At 67.1% G+C, this 20558-nt stretch carries 15 protein-coding genes; 4 read left to right on the top strand and 11 right to left on the bottom strand.

Annotated elements, in window-relative coordinates; genetic code table 11:
* Window positions 1-69 precede the first annotated feature (69 nt).
* The 7 genes from LMJ30_RS08140 to LMJ30_RS08110 all read right to left on the bottom strand — a co-directional run bounded on the left by LMJ30_RS08140 (window position 70) and on the right by LMJ30_RS08110 (window position 12812).
* The gene (locus LMJ30_RS08140) at window positions 70-930 is read right to left on the bottom strand and encodes an EamA family transporter (RefSeq protein WP_229431843.1); all 861 of its coding nucleotides are present in this window, start codon (window positions 928-930) and stop codon (window positions 70-72) included.
* Window positions 931-990: 60 nt separating this feature from the next.
* Entirely contained in the window at window positions 991-1902 is a 912-nt protein-coding gene (locus LMJ30_RS08135; RefSeq protein WP_229431842.1) for a diguanylate cyclase, read from the bottom strand.
* The gene (locus LMJ30_RS08130) at window positions 1899-5339 is read right to left on the bottom strand and encodes a hybrid sensor histidine kinase/response regulator (protein WP_229431841.1); all 3441 of its coding nucleotides are present in this window, start codon (window positions 5337-5339) and stop codon (window positions 1899-1901) included. Before LMJ30_RS08130 ends, LMJ30_RS08135 begins: the two co-directional genes overlap by 4 nt.
* The gene (locus LMJ30_RS08125) at window positions 5333-6679 is read right to left on the bottom strand and encodes an oxygenase MpaB family protein (RefSeq protein ID WP_229431840.1); all 1347 of its coding nucleotides are present in this window, start codon (window positions 6677-6679) and stop codon (window positions 5333-5335) included. The genes LMJ30_RS08130 and LMJ30_RS08125 overlap by 7 nt, the downstream gene beginning before the upstream one ends.
* Window positions 6676-7485: a carotenoid biosynthesis protein gene (locus LMJ30_RS08120; RefSeq protein ID WP_229431839.1), complete on the bottom strand. Its 810-nt coding sequence runs from the start codon at window positions 7483-7485 to the stop codon at window positions 6676-6678. Before LMJ30_RS08120 ends, LMJ30_RS08125 begins: the two co-directional genes overlap by 4 nt.
* A gap of 18 nt (window positions 7486-7503) precedes the next feature.
* Window positions 7504-9720 (bottom strand): TonB-dependent receptor, encoded by a 2217-nt coding sequence (locus LMJ30_RS08115; RefSeq protein WP_229431838.1) that lies wholly within the window; start codon window positions 9718-9720, stop codon window positions 7504-7506.
* Window positions 9721-9962: 242 nt separating this feature from the next.
* Window positions 9963-12812, bottom strand: a complete 2850-nt coding sequence (locus LMJ30_RS08110; protein WP_229431837.1) for a PAS domain S-box protein — start codon at window positions 12810-12812, stop codon at window positions 9963-9965.
* Window positions 12813-12989: 177 nt separating this feature from the next.
* Here LMJ30_RS08110 and xth point away from each other — a divergent pair, with 177 nt between their 5' ends.
* On the top strand, window positions 12990-13769 hold the full coding sequence (gene xth, locus LMJ30_RS08105; RefSeq protein ID WP_229431836.1) for an exodeoxyribonuclease III: 780 nt from the start codon (window positions 12990-12992) through the stop codon (window positions 13767-13769).
* Here xth and LMJ30_RS08100 read toward each other — a convergent pair.
* Window positions 13747-15117: an amino acid permease gene (locus LMJ30_RS08100; RefSeq protein WP_229431835.1), complete on the bottom strand. Its 1371-nt coding sequence runs from the start codon at window positions 15115-15117 to the stop codon at window positions 13747-13749. The genes xth and LMJ30_RS08100 overlap by 23 nt on opposite strands.
* Window positions 15118-15240: 123 nt before the next feature.
* Between LMJ30_RS08100 and LMJ30_RS08095 the strand changes: the two genes are divergently transcribed.
* From LMJ30_RS08095 to LMJ30_RS08085, 3 genes are all read left to right on the top strand, one after another.
* On the top strand, window positions 15241-15552 hold the full coding sequence (locus tag LMJ30_RS08095; protein WP_229431834.1) for a hypothetical protein: 312 nt from the start codon (window positions 15241-15243) through the stop codon (window positions 15550-15552).
* 117 nt (window positions 15553-15669) lie between these two features.
* Window positions 15670-16008 (top strand): CidA/LrgA family protein, encoded by a 339-nt coding sequence (locus LMJ30_RS08090; protein ID WP_229431833.1) that lies wholly within the window; start codon window positions 15670-15672, stop codon window positions 16006-16008.
* Window positions 16001-16735: an LrgB family protein gene (locus LMJ30_RS08085; RefSeq protein ID WP_229431832.1), complete on the top strand. Its 735-nt coding sequence runs from the start codon at window positions 16001-16003 to the stop codon at window positions 16733-16735. The genes LMJ30_RS08090 and LMJ30_RS08085 overlap by 8 nt, the downstream gene beginning before the upstream one ends.
* A gap of 6 nt (window positions 16736-16741) precedes the next feature.
* Here the strand turns inward: LMJ30_RS08085 and LMJ30_RS08080 are convergent, their stop codons facing one another.
* The 3 genes from LMJ30_RS08080 to LMJ30_RS08070 are packed head-to-tail and all read right to left on the bottom strand — an operon-like array spanning window position 16742 to window position 20317.
* Window positions 16742-18046 carry a dihydrolipoamide acetyltransferase family protein gene (locus LMJ30_RS08080; protein WP_229431831.1) on the bottom strand — a complete coding sequence of 435 codons (1305 nt, stop codon included), beginning with the start codon at window positions 18044-18046 and terminating at the stop codon, window positions 16742-16744.
* The gene (locus LMJ30_RS08075) at window positions 18046-19050 is read right to left on the bottom strand and encodes an alpha-ketoacid dehydrogenase subunit beta (protein WP_229431992.1); all 1005 of its coding nucleotides are present in this window, start codon (window positions 19048-19050) and stop codon (window positions 18046-18048) included. Before LMJ30_RS08075 ends, LMJ30_RS08080 begins: the two co-directional genes overlap by 1 nt.
* Window positions 19051-19084: 34 nt before the next feature.
* On the bottom strand, window positions 19085-20317 hold the full coding sequence (locus LMJ30_RS08070; protein ID WP_229431830.1) for a 3-methyl-2-oxobutanoate dehydrogenase (2-methylpropanoyl-transferring) subunit alpha: 1233 nt from the start codon (window positions 20315-20317) through the stop codon (window positions 19085-19087).
* Between the last annotated feature and the right edge of the window lie 241 nt (window positions 20318-20558).

Raw genomic sequence — 20558 nt, 5'->3', positions numbered from 1 at the left:
CACGCATACGGAACCTCTTCAGGAACCGGAATCATAAGCCGTAGCGCAATCTTGTGCCGCCAGTATGATTTACTTCCTGATACGGGCCGACCAGGCGCTGGTTGCCGAGGCCAGCACGATGCAGGCAATGGCAAGCCACTGGGTTGCGCTGAGGATCTCGCCAAGGATGACAAAGCCGGCCAGCGCGCTGATGGCCGGGGCCGCGCTGCTGAGCATGCCGAACAGTCCCTGCGACAAGCCGCGCAGAGCCAGCACTTCCAACGAGTAAGGAATGGCGCTGGAGAGCACCGCGATGGCGATGCCGGTCAGCACAATGGCCGGTGCGAGCAGCGATACACCCGCGTAGGCAATGCCAAGCGGTACCGTAAACAGCGACGCAACCAGCATGCCCCAGGCCACGCCCTGGCCGCCGCGCAAGGCTGAGGCGCGCTTGCCAAACACGATGTAGAGCGCCCAGCACAGCGCGGCGCCAAACGCATAGGCGATGCCGGCCGGATCGAGCTGGCCGGGGCCGCCGTCGAACGGCAGCAGCAGGTAGAGGCCGAAAGCGGCCAGCGCGCAGGCCAGGAAATCGCGCGGGCGGCGCGACGACAGCAGCGCCACGCTGAGCGGCCCGGTGACTTCAATCGCCACGGCGATGCCGATGGGAATGCGGTCGAAGGCGCGGTAGATCAACAGGTTCATCAGCCCGAGCACGGTGCCGTAGATCAGCAGGTTGCCAGCGTCGCGCCTGGTGATCGGCGAGCGCCATGGGCGGAAGATCGCCAGCAGCAGCAGGGCGGAAACCCCGACCCGGTAAGCGGTGATGCCTTCGACGCCGATCAGCGGGAACAGGTTCTTGGCAACCGCAGCGCCGAGATTGACGGAGATATGGCCGCCGAGCAGCGCAAGGGAAGGCAGCAGGATGCCGTCGCGGTCTGATTGAAGCAAAGGGAGGAACTTTCTGGAGATTGTCTGAAAACAGCTTCTTCAGAAACATTATAAAGGCATCTACCCCTGCCGCCACACGATCCGGTTGCGGCCGGCCTGCTTGGCCTGGTACAGGTGCTCGTCGGCGGCCTCGAACATCGCGGACGCGGTTTCCGCACCGGGGTCGACGAGGGTGGCGCCGCCCACGCTGACTGTCAGCATCGGCGCCACTGTCGAGGCCGCGTGCTCGATCATCAGCTGGCCGATCTCGTTGCAAATCCCGCACACCACCTGCTGCGCCTGGGCCGCGTCGGTATCGGGCATCAGCAGCACCAGTTCCTCGCCGCCGTAGCGCGCGGCCAGGTCGGCCGGGCGGCGCATGCCGTTGGCCGCCGTGCGCGCCACCGCCCGCAAAGCGCGGTCGCCGGCAGGGTGGCCGTAATGGTCGTTGTACAGCTTGAAGCCGTCGATATCGAGCAGGGCCAGCGACAGCGGGCGCTTGCTGCGCGAGGCGCGCAGCCATTCGGCCTCGTAGACTTCGTCGAAGCGGCGGCGGTTGGCCAGTTCGGTCAGCCCGTCCACGTGCGCCAGCCGCTCCAGCATGCGCCGCTGGCGCACCACCTGCAGGTGCAGGGCCACGCGCGCCATCACCACCGTCGAATTGAACGGCTTGGCGATGTAGTCGGCCACGCCCATCCTCAGGCCATTGGCCTCGTCCTCCGGCCGGTCCAGCCCGGAAATGAAGATCACGGCGATGTGCGCGGTCTGCGGGTCTTCGCGCAGCCGGCGCAGCGTTTCGTAGCCGTCCATGTCCGGCATCATCACGTCGAGCAGGATCAGGTCCGGGGAGTGGCGCGCCGCCCGTTCGAGCGTCTGGGCGCCGTTCTTGGCCAGGATCACCGTGTATTCGGGCTTGAGCAGCTCGCCCAGCACCATCCGGTTGATCGCGTCATCGTCGGCCACCAGGACCTTCTGCATTTCGCCAAAAGTCATGCGTTCTCTTTCAAGTCCGTGTCCAGCGCGCGCGCCAGCTCCGCCAGCGGCGCCAGGGCCGCGTGGTATTCGATGTCGTCGACCGCGCGCTGCACCGACGCCAGCACGCCGGCATGCCTTGATCCGGCCAGCAGCGCCTGCAGCTCCTGCAGCGCGTCTTCGGCGCGCGCGTCCTCTGCCTTCAGCAGCGTTTCAAGGCGGTGCGCCAGCCTGCGCCCGTCGGCGCTGGCGTAACTGGTCGCCGTAACCGGCGCTTCGACCTGCTGCAGGCCTGTCAGCATGGTGTCGAGGGCTTCCATCAGCTCCGTAACCAGCGCGCCGATGCGCTCGAGGCGGCCGGCGCGCAGTTCCAGTTCCACGGTATTGGCCAGCGCTGACAGGCCCGGCGCGCCAAGGTAGAAGGCGCTCGACTTCAGGTTGTGGGTGAGGCTTTCGATTGTGCCGTAGTGGCCGCCCGCGAACGCCTCGCGCAGGGTCTGCGGCGCATCCCGGTACTCCAGCAGGAAGCCGCGGATACGCTTGTGCAGGCGGCCATGCTGGCGGTCGACGTTGGCCAGCGCCTGCTGCCAGTCGATGCCGCGGATCGCCGGCAGGGCGGCAGCTTCGTCGTTGGAGGCGCGCCTTGGCGGCGCCGGCGGCAGCGCGCGGCCGGCCAGGCGCGCCGGCTCAATCCACTTGAGCAGGGTGCGGAACAGCAGCGCCGGGTCGATTGGCTTGGTGACGTGGTCGTTCATTCCCGCGGCCATGCTCTTTTCGCGGTCGCCCGCCATGGCGTGCGCCGTCATCGCGATGATCGGCACCTGCTGCAGGCGCTTGATGGCGCGGATCCGGCGCGCCGCGGTCAAGCCATCCACCTCCTGCATCTGGATATCCATCAGCACCAGGTCGTAGTCGGCCTCCTGCATCATCTGCACGGCTTCGCCGCCATGCACGGCCACGTCCACCTGCATGCGCGCCGCCGCCAGGAAGTCCAGCGCCACCTCGCGGTTGTTGGCATTGTCTTCCACCAGCAGGATGCGCGCGCCGTCGAGGCGCGACAGGTCGGGCAGGTCGGTTGCGCGCCCGCTGGCCTGCGCAAGGACCGGCGCGTCGTGCCCGACAACAGCCAAGCCGGGACGCAGCACCTGCAGCAGGGTGTGATAGAGCAGGGCGGGGCCGACCGGCTTGGTGAGGAAGGCGTGCAGCGGCACCTCGCCCTCGTTCTGCAACACTGCGTCGCGCGTCGAGGCGCTGACCATCAGGATCGCGGGCGGGGCCGCGAAGCGCTGGTCGGAGTGGATGCGGCGGATGGTTTCAACCCCGTCCCATCCCGGCATCATGTAATCCATCAGCACGACTTCATACGGCTCGCCCGCCTCGACCGCGCGCGCCAGCATTGCCAGCGACTGTTCGCCCGAACTGGCGGCGTGCGCGGTGACGCCCAGCGACGCCAGCATCTCGACCAGCGCGTCGCGCGCGGTGGCGCTGTCGTCGACCACCATCACGCGCGCCTGCAGCAGCGCGGCCGCCGGCAAGGTCACCGCGGCGGCGGCCGGGTCGCCGATCCCGAGCGGCACGGTGAACGAGAAGCGGCTGCCCGCGCCCGGCGTGCTCGCCACATCGATGGCGCCGCCCAGCAGTTCGACCAGCTGCTTCGAGATGCTCAGGCCAAGGCCGGTGCCGCCATACCTGCGGGTGATCGAATTGTCGGCCTGGCTGAACGACTGGAACAGTTGCGCCAGCTGTTCCTGGTTCATGCCGATGCCGGTGTCGGTGACCGAAAAGCGCAAGGTGACTTTGTCGGCCCCGTGTTCGGCCACTTCGACGGCGACCACGATGTCGCCCTGCTCGGTAAACTTGACCGCGTTGTTGGTCAGGTTGATCAGCACCTGGCCGATGCGCAGCGGGTCGCCCACCAGCCGGGCCGGCACGCCGCGCTGGACCCGGTACACCAGTTCGACCGGCTTGGCGCCAGCCTTGACGGCGGTAAGGCTCGACAGGTGCTCCAGCATCTCGTGCAGGTCGAACGGCACCGCTTCCAGCGTCAGCTTGCCTGCTTCGATTTTGGAGAAGTCGAGGATGTCGTTCAGGATGCCGAGCAGGTGCTCGCCCGAGCCGAGGATCTTGTTCAGGTAGTTGCGCAGCCTGGGCGACGGGTCGCCCATCAGCGACAGGCGGCTCATGCCGATGATCGCGTTGAGCGGGGTGCGGATCTCGTGGCTCATATTGGCCAGGAAATCCGACTTCAGCCGGGTGGCCGATTCGGCGCGCAGCATCGCGTCCTGCATCTCCTTGGTGCGCAGGCCGAGGATGCGCATGAAGACCAGCATGTCGAACAGGTTGCCGAACTGGAGTGCGTGCATGGTCCAGAAGTTGGCAGGCAGGGCGCCATTGATCACCTGGCTGCAGATCACCGAGGAGGCGAAGGCGACCGCCCATCCCACCAGGAAGTACAGGCCGACGGCGTCGCCGCGGCGGGCGCGCGCGAAGGCGCCAGGAAGGCCGAGCAGCATTGGCATCACGCCAAGCGTGCTGACGATGCCCACCAGGATTTTGACGTCGATCAGGTCGGTCGCGTATGCCACCGCGCTGATCACGCACAGTACCGCGCCGGTTTTCATCAGGCGGCTGAAGATGCGGTCGGCGCCCGGACGGGCCAGCGCCTGCTCGACGAACAGGTAGGCGCCGCAGGACGCCATCAGGGCGAACAGGCCGCCCGCATGGAGGTTCATCCAGGCGTTGTCTTTCCAGATGTACTGGGTGCCGAGGCCGAAAAAGCCCACCGAGAACATCGTCGTCCCGCCGATCAGCAGCGCGTATTTGCCGAACAGCGGTTCGCGCAGGTTGATCCACTGCGCGAAGCTATACAGCAAAAGGCAGATGGACAGGCCGATCAGCATCCCTTGCAGCATCTGCTCATTGAGCGCGTCGGCATGGAAAGGGCCCGGCTTGGACAGGCGGATCGGCAGGATCATGGTGCCGGCGTTCTCGACGCGCAGCAGGATCAGCTGCTGCTGGCCGGGTTTCAGCGGCAGCATGACCGCGGGCGCACGCCCACCGCGGCCGTTGTCCGGCTGCAGGTTGCCCAGCACGGCGTGGCGCTGAAGCTGGCCGTCGGTGGCGACATACACGTCGACCCGGTTGATCACCGCATAATCGATATCGAGGATCCAGTCGGCGCCGTTTTGCGCGGACAGCGCGACAGGGATGCGGATCCACACCACGCCTTTGTTGACGCCGAGCGTGGCATAGGCCGATGCCGGGATGGCGAAGCTGGCGGCCGCTGCCATCGCATCTTCGGCGCGCAGCTTGCCGCCTGGGTCTTCCAGCACGGTGACCGCAGGCCAGGCGTCGACCCGTCCGAGGCGGTCTTCAAGCACCAGCGGCCCCGGCGCGGCAGGGGCGAGGGCTGGCATCAGCGCCAGCAGCAGGAGCGCGATGCGCAGGAACATCAGCATTTGACGGTTCCTTGCGCGGCCGGCGTAGTGGCGCGCCCGGTCATGCGCCGTTCGACGGCGTTCATCCAGTCCGGCGCTTTCGGGTCGGCCTGCCAGGCGCCGAGCGCATGGCCAACCTGGTGGAGCAGCGCGTCGGGAAGCTTGAGGGGGCGTGTCTGGTCCATCAATACCCTGGAGGTGAAGCGGTAGCCGGCGATGCGGGTCAGCAGGCGCGCGATTGAGAACTGCGGCAGCAGCAGCCGCACGGTGGCGTCGATGGCGCGCACGGCGCCCATCGAGATGGCGAACAGGGCGCGCGAGATCCACGATACCCGTGCCGTAAGCCCGAGCGACTGCGCCGCGCCGGGGCCGCACAGGTAACGGGTCAGCAGCACCGGGAAGGGCTTGAGCAGCGTGAAGGGAATCTCGTTTTCCATCTCCTGCATCAGCGCGGCGGCCAGCGCCGGGCGCGAATCGGGGGCAAACGAGGTGGCGCCGGCGCGCGCCTGGATACGGGTGAACATGGCTTCGGCCTGCTCCATCGTGTCGGCCATGAGCGCGCGCTCGATGCCGATCAGGTGGCCGAGGACATTCCAGGTGTGAAGGTAGGCCTGCTCGTCGGCGTCAGGCAGGCCGATGCCGAGCCGGCGCAGGCCGCGCAGGAACACATAACCGAATGTGAGCAGCGTGTACGCGAGCTCTTCCTGGTTGCATGGCAGTCCGTTGCGCGGCACGTCCCAGCCGATGGCGGACAATTTCTGGTGCAGGCCTTCGCCCTGCGGCGGCTGCGCTGGAATGACCGCGCCGCCGTGCTGCAAGGCCCCAGCCGGGTCGCCGCGCAGCATCAGGTAGCGGATGGTGGCGTGGATCAGCCGGACCTTCAGCGCCTGCGCAACCCCGCCGCCCGCGCCGAGCAAGCCGCCGTGCAGCATCACCGGGAAGATCATCGCCGCGGTGGCGCGGATGCGGTAATCGGTGTGCTGTTCCAGCTGACCCGCGGCGTGCAGCACGCCTGCCAGCTCGGGAACCACATAGCACTCCGGCAGGCTGGCGCAAAACAGCAGGGTGCAGGACGTCATGCTCATGTCCATGAACAGGGTCTCGGCGCGCGCGATTTTCGCCGGGTCGGCCCAGTCGGGCAGCTTCATTGCGGCGGCGGCATAGTCTTCCAGCGCCGCTGCCACCGGCGCCGGCACGCCTGCGCCGGCCTTCCAGCCTGCGAGCCCGGCGTTGGTTTGCCATTGGGCGAGCTGGCGGTTGACGATGGCCAGGGTTTCCCATTGCGGCCCTTCGCCTCCGCCCAGCATGCGGGCGATGGTATCGTCGGCAAGCGGGTCGGCGCGCAGGCGGGCGGACATCATGCGGCCACCTTCGAAGACGGCCAGCGCGCGAAGCCGCACAAGGCCGTCAGCAGCGGAATGCCCATTGCGAACAGCGCGATCGTGCGCGTCTCGACCGGATAGCCCTCGATCACCTGGAACAGCATGCTGCCGCCGTAGATGCCCAGCGGGACCAGCGCATGGCGCCGCGCCACGGGCATGGCCGGCCGCGGCGCGCGCCCGCGCAGGCTGAGGCGAAAGCCAAATACGATGACGAAGGAAACCAGCGCCCAGCCTGCGAATCCCTGCACGGTCTCGCCAAACCACCAGCCATCGGTCTTTGCCATGATCCACGCCTTGAGCTTGTAGACCATGTAGGGATCGGCGCCCAGGTCGTAGGCGGTGACGATCATCGCGGCCAGCACCGACATGGCGATGGCCTGGACCAGCGGCGCGGCGCCGTCGGACGGCGCCTGCCAGACCATCAGGTTGGCGATCACGTAGGCCGCGTAGCACAGCGCGAACCACATCAGGGGGATCACGGCCGGCACATCGCCGATGCGCGGCCCGAGGACCTCCGTGTAAGTATAGCTGCCGAAGAACCAGCCGTACGAAGCGCCCAGCTGTTCGGCGATCCAGCCGACCGCCACGCCGATCACGACAAAGCGCAGCGCCGCGCGCGCGCCCAGCAGGTGGGCCGCGCTCGCCCAGCAGCAGGCGAACATCAGCACCGAACTGGCGATCAACAGGCGCGTCGTGTCGCCGTGGCCGCGGGTCAGCATCGCTGCCAGGAAGGCCAGCAGCAGGACGCCTGCCAGGCGCGGAAGTTGGTGCGAAAGTCGGGTCATGGGCGCCGGATCCGGGGATCAGAAGCGGTAATCGAGGCGCACGTCGACCGTGCGCGGATCGCTCGGCACCAGCATGCCGAAGCTGTCGATGGCAATCGGCGCGACCTTGTCGCCGATGTTCTTCACCAGCGCGTGCACGCTCCAGCGGGCGCGATCGGGACGGAAGGCAAGGCTGGCGTCGGCCGTGGTGCGCGCAGGGATCGGGTACTGCAGCAGCTGGCTCGGCACGGCGATCGTGTAGGCGCTGGCAGAGCGCGCGGACAGCCCGGCTTTCAACTCGCCGCCGGCGGCGCGGAAGCGGTGCTCATAGCCGAGCGTGACAACCCTGCTGGGCGCGCGGTCCAGCTTTTCGCCGGCCCAGGAATGCACGCCGTCAGGCATGTATGACACGTAGTGGGCGTCGAGCAGGGCGAGCGCGTAGTTGAAGCTGCCCGACGACGTTGCCCTGACCACGCCTTCGACCTCGAGCCCCTTGACGCTGGCTGAGCCGGCGTTGTTGGTCACATAGCGCGGGGCGCCGCGCACGATCGCCACGCCCGACAGCTGCAGGTTGGTGTAGTCGTAGTCGAACGCGGTCACGTTCAGGCTGGCGCGCTTGTGCCAGAAGCGCGTCTTCAGGCCCGCCTCGTACGCGCGCAGCTGCTCCGGCTGGTACAGCAGCGTTTCGGCCGGCACTGCCAGGGCGGCAGGGCAGGCCATGCCCATGCCGCTGGAGCCGGCCAGGCAGCCTTCATTGAAGCCGCCCGCCTTGTAGCCGGTCGACATGGCGCCGTAGACAAACGTCGACGGGGCCACGTCGTATTCGGCGCCGAGGCGCCAGGTCGTCTTGTGCGTGGCCAGCGAGGCCGCGTTGAGCATCCTCAGGTCGGTGGCCGGGTTGAACACCGGCGTTTGCTGGAAGTTGGTGGAGCCGACGCGCGACTTGTCGTCTTCGGTGTAGCGGGCGCCCACGGTGGCGCGCAGTTGCGGCGTTAGGCTGTATGTCGCCTGTCCGAAGACGGCACGGCTGCGCGACAAGGTCGGCCCGGTCGGGAATACGTAGAACGGCGGCAGGCCAACCAGCTCCAGGTCGCGGAAGCTGTAGCGCGAGTTCGACTCTTCGCTGAAGTAATACAGGCCGGCCTGGGCGGTCAACGGGCCGCTGCCGTTGGTGGCGACGCGCAACTCATGCGAATCCTGCTCGTAGTCGCCGCTGAAAGCCTGGCGCACGCCGAGCGCAAAAGCCGGCGCCACCCGGTAGTAGAAGTTGGCCAGTGCGTCGTGCTGGTAATCGCGGTGCGAACCGAGATAGGACAGCGAGACCGGACCGAGGTCCCAGGACAGGTCGACGGCGGTGCCGGATGTTGTCTTGTCGCTGAATCCCTGCTGCGGCACCGTGTTGGGCGGCACGAAGGCATTGGTCAGGCGCTGGCCTGTGCTGGCGCCGTACCACTGCGGCTTGCCGCTGGCGACGCCAAGATAGAAATTGGTATCCGGGACAAAGCTGTCGTTGTTGTCGCCGATCGTGCTGCGGTCATGGCGCAGCAGCAGCGAAGCGGACCTGCCGAGCGCCAGCCGGGCAGATACGCGCGCCGAGCGGTCGTCGCGGTCAAGCCCGAGGGCGTGCGGCGTTCCCTGCGCGTTGTCCAGATAGCTGTCGTGCTTGTTGTAGGCCACCGCGGCGCGCAGGGCAAGCGCAGCGCTGACCGGTACGTTGAGCATGGCGCTGCCCTTGCGGCTGCCGTGGTTTCCAGCTCCCACGCTTGCCGCGCCTTCCAGTTTCCGGACGGGCGCGTTCGAGATGACGTTGACGACGCCAGCGGTCGCATTGCGGCCGTACAGGGTGCCTTGCGGCCCGCGCAGCACCTCGACGCGGGCGATGTCGTGGAAGGGGAGGTTCTGGCTTTGTGGCCGGGCGATGTAAATGCCGTCGATCAGGAACGCCGCCGATGGATCGCCTTTTTCCGTCGTATCGGCGTTCGACACGCCGCGGATCGTGATCTTCAGCCCGTCCGCCGCACCGTCGAGGTGTACATTCGGCAGGCGTGCGGACAGGTCGGACGGCCGGTCGATGCCCGCCTCGCGCAGGCGTTCCCCGGCAATGGCGCTCATGGCGACAGGCGTGCGCGATTCGTCGGACGGCATGCGTTGCGCCGTAACGACAACTTCATGGATTTGTCCGTCGCTGGCGGCCTGGCCGGCATGCGGTGATTGAACTGCCTGTGCGTGGGCCGCGGTCCAGGCGATGCCCGACATTGAAACGGCCAGAAGTGTAGGGTTCAGGCGAACCCGGCGAATAGACATTGAAGCGCTCCCCAGCCTTGTCAGGGCTCCGGCGAACCACCGGTTGCCCGTCCCACCGTGCGTGTTGTCAACATTTGTATGCGGTGGGAATGAAAGTTAGGAGTCTAGCAGTTAGTGTCGTGCGGAAACAGCCCCTGCGACGCTAAACGTGAAAAAATAGCAATCGCGCGACACAGTTCGCATTGCCTTTTTGTCTATCTTGCCCGCGTCGCCGCCAGTAATCCGGAGAGCACCGACGAATTGACAGGTTTGACCAGGTGGTGGTCGAAGCCGGCGGCCAGCGCATTCTCCCTGTCGCGCTCGCTGCCGTAGCCGGTGGCCGCCACCAGCAACGCGCCCGCCATGTCCGGATGCCGGCGCAGGGCGCGCGCAAGCTCATTGCCGTCCATGTCAGGCAAGCCGATGTCGAGGATGCAGACCGCGGGCTTGTCGCGCAGCGCCCGCTGCAAACCGGCCAGCGCCTTGTGTTCGACCATCACCTCATGGCCCGCCGCTTCGAGGTACATGGCCAGCATGCGCGCGGCATCCACATTGTCATCCACGACCAGGATGCGCAGGCGGTGGGTTGGCTGCACAGGGAGCTTGCGACCGTCCTGCACGCTGGCCGCCGCATCGGAGGCCAGCCGCGGCAGCGTTACGGTGAAGCGGCTGCCGGTGCCCGGCCCGTCGCTGTGGCAGGTGACCTGGCCGCCGTGCAGGCCGACCAGGCTTTTGACCAGCGCCAGGCCGATGCCAAGGCCGCCCTGGGCGCGGTCGGCGCTGCGCTCGGCCTGCGAAAACAGGTCGAACACGTAGGGTTGCAGCTCGGGCGGAACGCCGGCGCCGTTATCCTCGACGCTGATCACCACGTCGCTCCCGGTGGTCTCGGTGCGCACCACGATGCGCCCGCCCCGCTGGGTGTACTTGGCGGCGTTATTGAGGATGTTCGCCACGATCTGCACCAGGCGCTTGTGGTCGCCCCTGACATGCGCCGGTTCGGCCGAGGACGTGACCGTCAGTTCGTGCAGCCTGGCCTCGACCAGCGGGCGCACCTGTTCGACCGCGTCGGCCACCACCCGCTTGATATCGAGGTCGGCGCCAGCCAGTTCGACCAGGCCGCGGGTGACGCGCGAGATATCGAGCAGGTCGTCGACCAGGCTGGACATGTGCTGCACCTGGCGGCTGATGACGGCGCTGGTCTGGCGGATCCTGTCCTCGCCCAGGTTGGCAATCGACAGCAGGTCGGCGGCGGCGCGGATCGGCGCCAGCGGGTTGCGCAGTTCGTGCGCGAGCATGGCGAGGAATTCGTCCTTGCGGCGGTGCTGTTCCTGCAGCGTGTCGTACAAGCGCGCGTTCTCGAATCCGGTCGCGGCGAGTGACGCCAGCTGGGTCAGGATCGCCTCGTCTTCTTCGGTGAATTCGCCGTCCTCCTTGTCGGACGCCTGCAGCAGCCCGATGTTGGCGCCGTCGTGGGCCTTGAGCGGCACCGCCAGCCAGCCGCGCATCGGCGGGTGCTGGCCGCGGTGGGCGCCGAAACCCTTCCAGTCCGGATGCCGTTCCAGCTCGTCCTGGGTCATGCGCATGGCTTTATTGGTGCGGCACACGGTCGCGTAGATGCCGGTGCCGTCCGGCGGGGCCGTGTAGCCGGCGTAGCGCGCATACTTGTCCGACATCGACACCGCATTGATCGACTGGGCCCAGTTGTCGCCCGCATTGAGCGAGATGACGGCCTGGTGGACGCCGAGGATGTCGCGCACGATGCCGACCAGGTCGCGCGCGATGTCGTCCACCGAGACGGCGGTGTGCAGCTGGTTCGACGCCGCGGCCACCTTGGCCAGCACCGCGGAGTGCCTGCGTTCGGCCTGCAGGCGGCGCGCCAGTTCCGACTCGACGATTTTGACCTCGTGGATGTCGGTATTGGAGCCGATCCACATCGCCAGCCGGCCCGCTTCGTCGCGCATCGGCACCGCGCGCGACAGGTGCCAGCGGTATTGCCCGTCGGCGCGGCGGCAGCGCTGCTCGACCTGGAATGCCTCGCCATGTTCGAGCGAACGGGTCCACACCCGGATACTCTCGTCGATGTCGTCCGGGTGGATCATCTGCGTCCAGCCCCAGTCGCGGATGGACTCCGGGCTCAAGCCGCTGAACTGGATCCAGGCCGGGTTGAAGTAGTCCACCTTGCCGTCCGGCGTGGCGGTGAAGATCTTCTGCTGCATCGAGTCGAACATGAAGCGCAGGCGCTGCTCGTTGTTGCGCAGCGCTTCTTCGGCGCGGCGCTGTTCGGTGATGTCGGTGTTGGTGCCGATCCATTCGCGGATCGAGCCGTCCCCATGGTAGAGGGGCACCGCGCGCACGCTGGTCCAGCGGTAGTCGCCGTCGGCGTGCATGATGCGGTACTCGGTCTGGTAAACGGCCTTGTTGGCGATGGCGCTGGTCCAGATGCTGGCGGCGCGCTGGCGGTCGTCGGGATGGATCGCGTCCAGCCAGCCCACGCCTTTCCACTGCTCGTAGGTCTGGCCGGTAAACAGGCGCCAGCTGGGCGAATCGTCGATGATGAGGCCTTCGCTGTCGCTGTTCCAGACGATCTGGCTGCTGGCCGTCACCAGCGAACGAAAACGCTGCTCGCTCAGGCGCAGCGAGTCGTCAGCCTCGACCCGGTCGGTGATGTCCTCATGCATGAGCATGACTTCGGCCACGCGGCCTTGCGCGTCCTTGATCGGCTGCGCGCGCGAAGTCACCCAGCGCGGCCGCGCGATGATGCCCATCTCGGCCGGGTCGTACAGGATGGCCGGCACATTCACCGCTTCGCCGGCGAACGCGCGCCGCAGGTAGGGCGTGACGCCCTTGGCTTCGAGCTGGGGATCGGACAGCAGGTTGTAGCCGCCGTGCAGCACATATTCCTTGAGCGCGTCGCCGAGCGAACCCTGCCACATGGCCTCCCACGCCTTGTTTACCTGCAGGGTGCGGCCATCGGCGGCGACCAGCTGCATGCTGATGGGCGCCTGGTCGAACACTTCGCGGAAACGGATTTCCGGGGTCGAAGCTGGGGTTGGATCGACGCTCATCTGCGGGCCATTTCTGCGTGGTTGAAGGGGGGAGGGGAGTCTTGCGGCGGGAAATTATATCAGCAGCAACGTTGATGCTTTGCGGGTAATTTCATCCGTGCGCGCGTTGGGCATTCGTGCGGCGGACCAAGCCCGTCTGAGGTCAAAATAGCGGAGAATATTAACTGCGGAGAAAACATGCTTATCGCCACCTTCAACGTCAATGGCATCACCAGCCGGCTACCGGCCCTGCTGCAATGGCTGGAGGAAAAACAGCCGGACGTCGCCTGCCTGCAGGAGCTGAAGGCGCCACAGGAAAAGTTCCCGGAGGCGGCATTGAAGGAAATTGGCTACCACGCGATCTGGCACGGGCAAAAGAGCTGGAACGGCGTGGCGATCCTGACGCGGGGCGAAGCGGCGCAGGAAATCGGGCGCGGCTTGCCGGGCGATCCGGCCGACGAGCAAAGCCGCTATATCGAGGCGGCCGTGAACGGGGTGATGGTTTGCTGCCTGTACCTGCCGAACGGGAATCCGGCGCCGGGGCCGAAGTTCGACTACAAGCTGCAATGGTTCGAGCGGCTGATCCTGCGCGCGGCCGAATTGCTGGAAAGCGGCGCGCCGGTGGTGCTGGCGGGAGACTTCAATGTGATGCCGACCGAGCTGGATGTCTACAAACCCGAGCGCTGGGTCAACGACGCGCTGTTCCGGCCCGAGACGCGCGAAGCCTTCCACCGGCTGGTCGCGCAGGGCTGGTGCGACGCGCTGCGCACCATGCATCCCGACGAGCGCATCTACACCTTCTGGGATTACTTCCGCGATGCCTACGGACGCAATGCCGGGCTGCGCATCGACCACCTGCTGCTGAGCCCGGCGCTGGCCGGATCGCTCAGGGCGGCCGGCGTCGACCGCGAGGTGCGCGGCCGCGAGAAGCCCAGCGACCACGCGCCGACCTGGATCAAGCTGGACCTGGGCCGCTGAGCGCGTTGCGCTGCCTGGCCCAGTAGCCGATTCCCAACACTGCCAGCCAGGCTGGAATCATGTAGACCGACAAGCGCAGGCCCGGGGTCATGAACATCACAAGCAGGATACCGGCCAGGAACACCAGGCACAGGTAGCTCGATATCGGCCAGGCCGGGCTCGGGAACGCGGTGGTTTCGCCAAGTTCCTTCTTGCGGGCGCGAAAGCGCAGGTGGATCCAGGTGATCATCGACCAGTTGATCACCAGCGCGGACACCACCAGTCCCATCAGCACGCCAAACGCTTCGCCCGGCATGAAGTAGTTCAGGGTGACGCACAGCCCGGTCGCGACGGCGGACACGCCCAGCGCGGCCAGCGGCACGCCGCGGCGGTTGACCTTCAGCAGCGCGCGCGGCGCATTGCCCTGCAGCGCCAGGCCGTACAGCATGCGGCTGTTGGCGTAGACGCAGCTGTTGTAGACCGACAGGGCGGCCGTCAGCACGACGATGTTGAGGACGTTGGCCACGACGTTGCTGTTAAGTGCGTGGAAAATCAGCACGAACGGGCTGCCGCCGGTGACCACTTTCTGCCACGGGTACAGCGACAGCAGCACGCCCAGCGCGCCGATGTAGAAGATCAGGATGCGGTAGATGGCCTGGTTGGTGGCGCGCGGGATCGTCTCCGACGGGTTCTCGGCCTCGGCCGCGGTAATGCCCACCAGTTCGAGCCCGCCAAACGAAAACATGATGACCGCCATCGCCATCACCAGCCCGCCGACCCCGTTGGGGAAGAAGCCGCCGTGCTGCCACAGGTTGGCGACACCCGCTTCCGGGCCGGCGCCGCCGGACACCAGCAGGTAAATGCCGAAGCCGATCATGGCCACGATGGCGACCACCTTGATGACGGCGAACCAGAATTCCATCTCGCCGAAGGCCTTGACCGTGGCCAGGCTGATGCTGTTAATGATGACGAAGAAGGCCAGCGCCGACATCCAGGTGGGAATGCCGGGCCACCAGTACTGCACGTAGATGCCGACCGCGGTCAGCTCGGCCATGCTGACCAGGATGTACAGCACCCAGTAATTCCAGCCTGACGCGAAGCCCGCCAGGTGGCCGCAGTATTTGTCGGCGAAGTAGCTGAACGAGCCCGCCACCGGCTCGTCGACCACCATTTCCGCCAGCTGGCGCATGATCAGGAAGGCGATCATGCCGGCGATCGCGTAGCCCAGCAGTACCGACGGGCCGGCCAGCTGGATCGTCTGGGCAATGCCGAGGAACAGGCCGGTGCCGATGGCGCCGCCCAGCGCGATCAGCTGGATGTGGCGGCTCTTGAGGCCGCGCTTGAGTTCATTGTTGCCGTGTGCAGCCATTGTTGTGGTCCAGGACGCGAAACGCAGCATTTTAATGCATTGCAGCAAACGAGCCCGGCCATGCAGGCATTGCAAGCACGGCGCGGGCGGCTACACTGTAAGCGTGTTGCTTTCAGTACGGTCATGAAGATCCTCGCAAAGGGCGCCGCGAAACGCCTGATATTTTCGCTGTTGCTGGCGGGCTCGCTGGGCGGTTGCGCAGTCTACGGCCATCCGCCCGCCGCCTACGGTCCCGCTCCGTATGCCTACGGCCCGCCGACGTATGTCGGGCCGCCGGTCTCCCTCGACCTTGGATTCGGCTTCTACGACTTCGGCCGCGCCTATCACCGCGGGCACCGCGTCCACCACGGCCACCACGGCCACCACCAAGGCTTGCGCGGGCATCACGGCCGCGGGCACCGGGGTGCCCATCACGGCCACCGCGGGTGGCGGTAAGCGCCGGTTTGGTGGGAGGGCAAAACGTCCGTGATATGCTTCAGGTACAGTTGACCTCCTGACCACAAGCGGAGCCGGCATGACAGTTGAGACGATCCACCGCGGGCGCGGCGCCTGATGCTGCAGACCTTTGCGATCCTGCTGGTGTTCCAGTGCCTCGGCGAAGGACTGGTGTTCCTGCTGCAGCTGCCGCTTCCGGGGCCGGTGGCCGGCATGCTGCTGCTGTTTGCGGCGCTGCTGGCGTGGCCCAGGCTGCATGCGCTGGTCGAGCCGGCCGGCAGCGAACTGCTCAAGCACCTGTCGCTGCTGTTCGTGCCCGCCGGCGTGGGCATCGTTGCCGCCGGATCCGCCATCGGCAGCAACTGGCTGGCGCTTGTGGTGGCGATGGTGGGCAGCACCCTCGTCACCCTCGCCGTAACGGCCGCCGTGATGCGCGCCATGACGCGCGATGACTGAGCTCCCTGAAATCGGCGCGTTCTGGGTCTACCTGGCCGCCACCCCGCTGCTTGGCCTCACACTCACCTTGTGCGCTTATACGGCTGCCCAGGCCATCCACCTGCGCTGCCGCATGTCGCCGCTGGCTAACCCGGTGGCCATCGCGATCGCGCTGGTGGCGCTGGTGCTGGCGTTGAGCGGCATGTCGTACCAGGAGTATTTCGCCGGGGCGCAGTTCGTCCATTTCCTGCTCGGCCCCGCCACAGTGGCGCTGGCCATTCCGCTGGCGCGCCAGGTGCCGACGATACGCCGGGTTTTCCTTCCATTGTTCGCCGGGCTGTTTGCGGGATCGGTGTGCGCCATCTTGTCGGCGGTGGCGCTGGTGATGGCGCTGGGCGGCTCGGAACTGCTGGCGGTGTCGGCGGCGCCGAAGTCGGCGACCACGCCGATTGCCATGGCGGTCGCCGAGCGGCTGGGCGGCATGAGCGCCGTGACGGCCGCGCTGGTGGTGGGCACCGGGGTGTTCGGCGCGGTGGTGGCGCGCGCGCTGTTCAACTGGATGGGCATCGGCTCGCCCCGGGTGCGTGGCTTTGCGCTGGGCGTCGCTTCGCACGGCATCGGCACGGCGCGGGCGTTCCAGGTCAGTGCCGAGATGGGCGCCTTCGCCGGGCTGGGCATGGGGCTCAACGCGATACTGACCGCGTTGCTGGCCCCATGGCTGGTGCCGCTGGCGTTGCGCGCTTTCTGACCGTGTTCAGTCGATGAACAGGGTGGCCGGGCACTCCAGGTAGGCGCGCAGCGCCTGCACGAACTGGGCTGCGTACATGCCGTCGATCACCCGGTGGTCGAAGGAGCAGGACAGGTTCATCATCTTGCGCACGACCACGGCGCCGTCGCGCACCACGGGGCGCTCGACCATGCGGTTGACGCCGACGATGGCCACCTCCGGATGGTTGATCACCGGCGTGGTGACGATCCCGCCCAGCGCGCCCAGGCTGGTGATGGTGATCGTCGAGCCGGACAACTCGTCGCGCGCGGCCTTGCTGGTGCGCGCGGCTTCCGCCAGCCGCGCCACTTCGGCCGCGCTGGCCCACAGGTCGCGCGCCTCGGCATGGCGGACGACCGGCACCATCAAGCCGGCGTCGGTCTGCGTGGCGATGCCGATGTGAACCGGTTTGTGGTAGGTGACGACGCCGGCGTCGTCATCGAAACGGCCATTCACGTGCGGGAAGCGGGCCGCTCCCTGCACCACGGCGCGCATCAGCAGCGGCAGCAGGGTCAGGCGGCCGCGCTCCTTGCCGTGCTGGGCGTTGAGCTGGACGCGCAGCGCCTCGACGTCGGTGACGTCGACTTCTTCCACATAGGTGAAATGCGGGATGCGGCGCTTCGCGTCCTGCATCTTTTCGGCGATCTTGCGGCGCAAGCCGAGCAGCGGCACCGCGTGCACGCCTTCGTGCGGCGCATAACGGCTTGCCGCTTCGGCGGCGCGCGGCTTGCTGCCGGCGATGATGGCGTCGAGGTCGGCGTGGGTGATGTGGCGCGCCGGCCCGGTGGCTGTGACGCTGTGCAGGTCGATGCCAAGGTTGCGCGCACGCTGGCGTACCGATGGCGATGCGAGCGGCTTGTCATGCCGGGCCACTGGCGCTGGCTCGGCCACAGCCACAGCCGCCGGGGCCGGGGCCCGGACGGCCTTCAGCGCCGCCGGTGCGGGCGCCGGCGCCGCGGCCGCGGGGGCGGGCGCAGGAGGCGCTGGCGCGGCGACCGCAGCCGGCGCCGCACGGGACGGGGCGGGGGCGCCGGCGACGGCATTGCCTTCGCCTTCCACCTCCAGCCGGATCAGTTCGGCGCCCACCGCCAGCGCTTCGCCGATCGCCCCGCCAAGGGCCAGCACGGTGCCGTGCACCGGCGACGGAATTTCCACGGTGGCCTTGTCGGTCATGACGTCGGCCAGCACCTGGTCTTCGGTTACCGCATCGCCCGGCTGCACGCGCCATTGCACCACTTCGACTTCGGCAATGCCTTCGCCCAGGTCGGGCATCTTAATCACATGAATTCCCATTACGCCTCCATCGCACGTTTGAATGCCGCACCAACACGGTCAGGGCCGGGGAAATAAGCCCATTCCTGTGCGTGCGGGTAAGGCGTGTCCCAGCCGGTGACGCGCTCGACCGGCGCTTCGAGGTGGTAGAAGCAGTGCTCCTGCACCAGCGCGACCAGTTCGGCGCCAAAGCCGCTGGTGCGCGTCGCTTCATGCACGACCACGCAGCGGCCGGTCTTCTTGACCGAGTTGACGATGGCGTCGAGGTCAAGCGGCCAGATGCTGCGCAGGTCGATGATCTCGGCGTCGACGCCGGTTTCGCGCGCCGCCGCCTCGGCCACGAACACCATCGTGCCGTAGGTGATCACAGTCAGGTCTTCGCCGGGGCGGAACACCGAGGCCGTGTCGAGCGGCACCGTGTAATAGCCCTCCGGGACCTCCCCCAGCGGATGCTGCGACCACGGCACCACCGGCTTGTCGTGGTGGCCGTCGAACGGGCCGTTGTACAGGCGCTTGGGCTCGAGGAAGATGACCGGATCGTCGTTTTCGATGCAAGAGATCAGCAGGCCCTTGGCGTCATACGGGTTGGACGGCATCACCGTGCGCAGGCCGCAGACGTGGGTGAACATCGCTTCCGGGCTCTGGCTGTGGGTCTGGCCGCCATAGATGCCGCCGCCGCAGGGCATGCGGATGGTCATCGCGGCGGTGAACTCGCCGGCCGAGCGGTAGCGCAGGCGCGCCGCTTCCGACACGATCTGGTCCGAGGCGGGGTAGAAATAGTCGGCAAACTGGATCTCGACCACCGGGCGCAGGCCGTAGGCGGCCATGCCGACCGCGGTGCCGACGATGCCGCCTTCGGAGATCGGCGCGTCGAACACGCGCGACTTGCCGTACTTGGCCTGCAGGCCATCGGTGCAGCGGAACACGCCGCCGAAATAGCCGACGTCCTGGCCGTAGATCACCACATTGTTGTCGCGCTCGAGCATCACGTCCATGGCCGAACGCAGGGCCTGGATCATGGTCATTGGCACGGTTTTGCTTTCCTTGTCTCTCGCCACGTCACACTCCCGATTGTTCGCGCTGGCGGCGCAGGTGTTCCGGCATGTCCTTGTAGACATCCTCGAACATCGACGCGGCGCTGGGTCCGCGGCCGTTGGCCAGGGTGCCGTACTGTTCGGCTTCCTTCTGGGCCGCCACGATTTCCGCTTCCAGTTCCTTCTGGGTCGCCTCATGCTCCTCGTCCGACCACAGGCCGCGCAAGGTCAGGTGCAGGCGCAGGCGGGCGATCGGATCGCCCAGCGGGAAGTGGGTCCAGTCGTCGGCGGGACGGTACTTGGACGGGTCGTCCGAGGTGGAATGCGGTCCTGCGCGGTAGGTAACCCATTCGATCAGGGTGGGCCCGAGGTTGCTGCGCGCGCGTTCGGCGGCCCAGCGCGAGGCCGCGTAGACGGCCAGGAAGTCGTTGCCGTCGACCCGCAGCGAGGCGATGCCGCTGCCGACGCCGCGCGCCGCGAAGGTAACGCTCTCGCCGCCGGCCAGCGCCTGGAAGGTCGAGATTGCCCACTGGTTGTTGACGACGTTGAGGATCACCGGCGCGCGGTACACGTGGGCAAAGGTGAGGGCGGTGTTGAAGTCGGACTCGGCGGTGGCGCCGTCGCCGATCCAGCCGGAGGCGATCTTGGTGTCGCCCTTGATGGCCGAGGCCATGCCCCAGCCGACCGCCTGCACGAACTGGGTGGCAAGGTTGCCCGAGATGGTGAAGAAGCCGGACTTGCGCACCGAATACATGACGGGCAGCTGGCGGCCCTTGAGCGGGTCGCGCTCGTTCGACAGCAGCTGGCAGATCATGTCGACCATCGAGACCTTGTGCGCCATCAGCAGGCTTTGCTGGCGGTAGGTCGGGAAGTGCATGTCGCCGTCTTCCAGCGCGAGGGCCTGGGCGGTGCCCAGGGCTTCCTCGCCGAGCGAGGTCATGTAGAAGGACATTTTCTTCTGGCGCTGGGCAATGACCATGCGGGCGTCGAAGATGCGCGTCTTCATCATGGTGCGCAGGCCGAAGCGCAGCAGATCGCTGTCGACTTCGGGCGCCCACGGCCCGACGGCATTGCCGGACTCATCGAGCACACGGATCAGCGCCCACGCGAGGTCGGCGGTATCGGGCGGCGCCACGTCGACGGGCGGACGCCTGGTTTCGCCGGCAGCATTCAGGCGAAGGTAGGAAAAATCGGTCTTGCATCCCGGCCGGCCGGTAGGCTCCGGTACATGCAGCGACAGAGGCTTACTCTGGCTCATTATTGCTTCCCCTTGGTAAGGTGGTGCGCCGAAAGAATACCAAATTGTGCCTGCCTTGGCATGCAAATCACGCAAGTTTTCATATTGCGCTGCGCCATAGCCTAGCGCACTCATGCGAACTAAATGACCGGCTCGCCAGTCTAGAACACTGTAGAGCTTCCAGGCGGGCAGAGCTTGCCCGATCCCCCCTGGCGCTCGGGAATTGACGCGGCAGGACTGGCGCGCGGCTTTTTTTGCGCCG

The sequence above is a fragment of the Massilia agrisoli genome, from assembly GCF_020831365.1.
Lineage (GTDB): Bacteria > Pseudomonadota > Gammaproteobacteria > Burkholderiales > Burkholderiaceae_D > Telluria_A > Telluria_A agrisoli.
The sequence above is the reverse complement of the archived record's forward strand: the minus strand, read 5'-3'. Positions and strand labels throughout refer to the sequence as shown.

What these genes read in the sequence shown, in the direction of transcription:
- LMJ30_RS08135 (WP_229431842.1), bottom strand. Translation starts at nt 1,902, where the DNA reads ATGACTTTTGGCGAAATGCAGAAGGTCCTGGTGGCCGACGATGACGCG.
- LMJ30_RS08130 (WP_229431841.1), bottom strand. Translation starts at nt 5,339, where the DNA reads ATGCTGATGTTCCTGCGCATCGCGCTCCTGCTGCTGGCGCTGATGCCA.
- LMJ30_RS08125 (WP_229431840.1), bottom strand. Translation starts at nt 6,679, where the DNA reads ATGATGTCCGCCCGCCTGCGCGCCGACCCGCTTGCCGACGATACCATC.
- LMJ30_RS08120 (WP_229431839.1), bottom strand. Translation starts at nt 7,485, where the DNA reads ATGACCCGACTTTCGCACCAACTTCCGCGCCTGGCAGGCGTCCTGCTG.
- LMJ30_RS08115 (WP_229431838.1), bottom strand. Translation starts at nt 9,720, where the DNA reads ATGTCGGGCATCGCCTGGACCGCGGCCCACGCACAGGCAGTTCAATCA.
- LMJ30_RS08110 (WP_229431837.1), bottom strand. Translation starts at nt 12,812, where the DNA reads ATGAGCGTCGATCCAACCCCAGCTTCGACCCCGGAAATCCGTTTCCGC.
- xth (WP_229431836.1), top strand. Translation starts at nt 12,990, where the DNA reads ATGCTTATCGCCACCTTCAACGTCAATGGCATCACCAGCCGGCTACCG.
- LMJ30_RS08100 (WP_229431835.1), bottom strand. Translation starts at nt 15,117, where the DNA reads ATGGCTGCACACGGCAACAATGAACTCAAGCGCGGCCTCAAGAGCCGC.
- LMJ30_RS08095 (WP_229431834.1), top strand. Translation starts at nt 15,241, where the DNA reads ATGAAGATCCTCGCAAAGGGCGCCGCGAAACGCCTGATATTTTCGCTG.
- LMJ30_RS08090 (WP_229431833.1), top strand. Translation starts at nt 15,670, where the DNA reads ATGCTGCAGACCTTTGCGATCCTGCTGGTGTTCCAGTGCCTCGGCGAA.
- LMJ30_RS08085 (WP_229431832.1), top strand. Translation starts at nt 16,001, where the DNA reads ATGACTGAGCTCCCTGAAATCGGCGCGTTCTGGGTCTACCTGGCCGCC.
- LMJ30_RS08080 (WP_229431831.1), bottom strand. Translation starts at nt 18,046, where the DNA reads ATGGGAATTCATGTGATTAAGATGCCCGACCTGGGCGAAGGCATTGCC.
- LMJ30_RS08075 (WP_229431992.1), bottom strand. Translation starts at nt 19,050, where the DNA reads ATGACCATGATCCAGGCCCTGCGTTCGGCCATGGACGTGATGCTCGAG.
- LMJ30_RS08070 (WP_229431830.1), bottom strand. Translation starts at nt 20,317, where the DNA reads ATGAGCCAGAGTAAGCCTCTGTCGCTGCATGTACCGGAGCCTACCGGC.